3 protein-coding genes are annotated in these 1,679 nt (G+C 65.0%); all 3 read right to left on the reverse strand.

From position 1 onward, the window contains the following. Position 1: 1 nt before the first annotated feature. Positions 2-667 carry an amino acid ABC transporter permease gene (locus E1809_RS26370; RefSeq protein WP_133207163.1) on the reverse strand — a complete coding sequence of 222 codons (666 nt, stop codon included), beginning with the start codon at positions 665-667 and terminating at the stop codon, positions 2-4. Next, on the reverse strand, positions 664-1,323 hold the full coding sequence (locus E1809_RS26375; RefSeq protein WP_133207164.1) for an amino acid ABC transporter permease: 660 nt from the start codon (positions 1,321-1,323) through the stop codon (positions 664-666). Before E1809_RS26375 ends, E1809_RS26370 begins: the two co-directional genes overlap by 4 nt. Next, positions 1,320-1,679, reverse strand: a 360-nt coding sequence (locus tag E1809_RS26380; protein WP_133207165.1) for an ATP-binding cassette domain-containing protein, incomplete at its 5' end; no start/stop codon positions are given. The genes E1809_RS26375 and E1809_RS26380, both read right to left, overlap by 4 nt.

Raw genomic sequence — 1,679 nt, forward strand, 5'->3', positions numbered from 1 at the left:
TTTAGTTGCGTTGGAGGTGGCGGTTGAGGCGTTGTTCGAGGAGTTTGACGAGGGCGAGGAAGAGGAGGGTGAGGGTGCCGTAGAGGATGGAGGTGAGGAGGTAGACGGAGAGGTATTGGAAGGTGATGGAGCCGATTTCGAAGGCTTTGGACATGAGTTCGGGCACGGCGATGACGAAGGCGAGGGCGCTGCCTTGGAAGACGAGGACGGCGAGTCCTGCCAGGGGCGGGGTGGAGATGCGCAGGGCTTGGGGGAGGATGATGATGCGGAATCCGGTGAAGCCGGACAGTCCGGAGGTGAGGGCTGCTTCTTTTTGTCCGAGGGGGACGGCGGCGATGCCGGCGCGGAAGTATTCGGAGGCGTAGGAGCCGGTGTTCCAGGACAGGGCGATGATCGCGGTGGTGAGGGATCCGAGGGTGATGCCGGCGTCGGGCAGGCTGAAGTAGAGCAGGTAGAGCAGGACGAGGGCTGGGAGTCCGCGGCCGAATTCGACGAAGAGGAAGGAGATCCAGCGCAGGGGGGCCGGTTTCGCGGCGGCCATGACGGCGAAGAGCAGTCCGAGGGGGAAGCCGAAGAGCAGGGACAGTCCGGTGAGTTGGAGGCTGATACCGAGTCCGGGGAAGAGGGCGGGCAGCCAGGAGGCCCATTGGGTGAGGATGTCCATCATGCCACTCCGATCTTGCGGCGCAGGGTCAGGTCGATGCGCCGGCAGATGAGCGCGACGATGAGGCTGATGATGATGTAGAGGGCTCCGGCGGTGATGAAGGAGAGCAGGCCTTGGTGGGTTTGTTTGGCTGATTGTTGGGCGTAGTAGGTGATTTCGTGCACGCCGATGGTGGAGGCGAGGGCGGAGTCTTTGAGCAGTCCGATGCCGTAGGTCGCGATCGCTGGCAGGGCGACGCGGAAGGCTTGGGGGGTGATGACGTGGGTGATGGTGTCGATGGTGCCCAGGCCGAGGGCGTGCGCGGCTTCGCGCTGGCCTTCGGGGATGGAGAGCAGCCCGGAGCGGTAGATTTCGGCCATGAAGGCTGCGGCGATGAGGGAGAAGCCGATGATCGCGGCCTGGATGGTGGATAACCGGAGGGCGTATTGGGGTAGTCCGAAGTAGATCAGGAAGAGCCAGGTGATGGGCGGGATGACGCGGATGAGGTTGATGTAGAGGGTGGCGAGGGTGCGGATGGCCGGGACGGGGGAGCGGACGGCGCCGACCAGGGCCAGGCCGATGATCCCGCCGAACAGCAGGGAGGCGCCGGTGACGTAGAGGGTCAGTCCGATGCCTTGGGCGATGGTGGTGAGCAGGTGCAGGGTCATGGCGGGGGTCACCGGTCCAGGACGGCTTTGAGGAACTGGCGGGTGCGTTCGTTCGCCGGGGCGGTCATGACTTGTTCGCTGGGTCCGATTTCCAGGACGCCGCCGTTGCCCATGACCATGATCCGGTCCGAGACGTCGCGGGCGAAGTGCATTTCGTGGGTGACGACGAGCATGGTCATGCCTTCGTCGGCGAGGTCGCGCATGACGGCCAATACTTCGAGGCCGATTTCGGGGTCCAGGGCCGAGGTCGGTTCGTCGAAGAGCATGACTTTCGGGTTCAGGGCCAGGGCGCGGGCGATCGCGATGCGTTGCTGCTGGCCTCCGGAGAGCCGGGCGGGGTAGGCCGCGGCCTTGTCCGGCAGGCCGAC

It is taken from the genome of Arthrobacter terricola (assembly GCF_004354015.1).
Classification (GTDB): Bacteria; Actinomycetota; Actinomycetes; order Actinomycetales; family Micrococcaceae; genus Arthrobacter; species Arthrobacter terricola.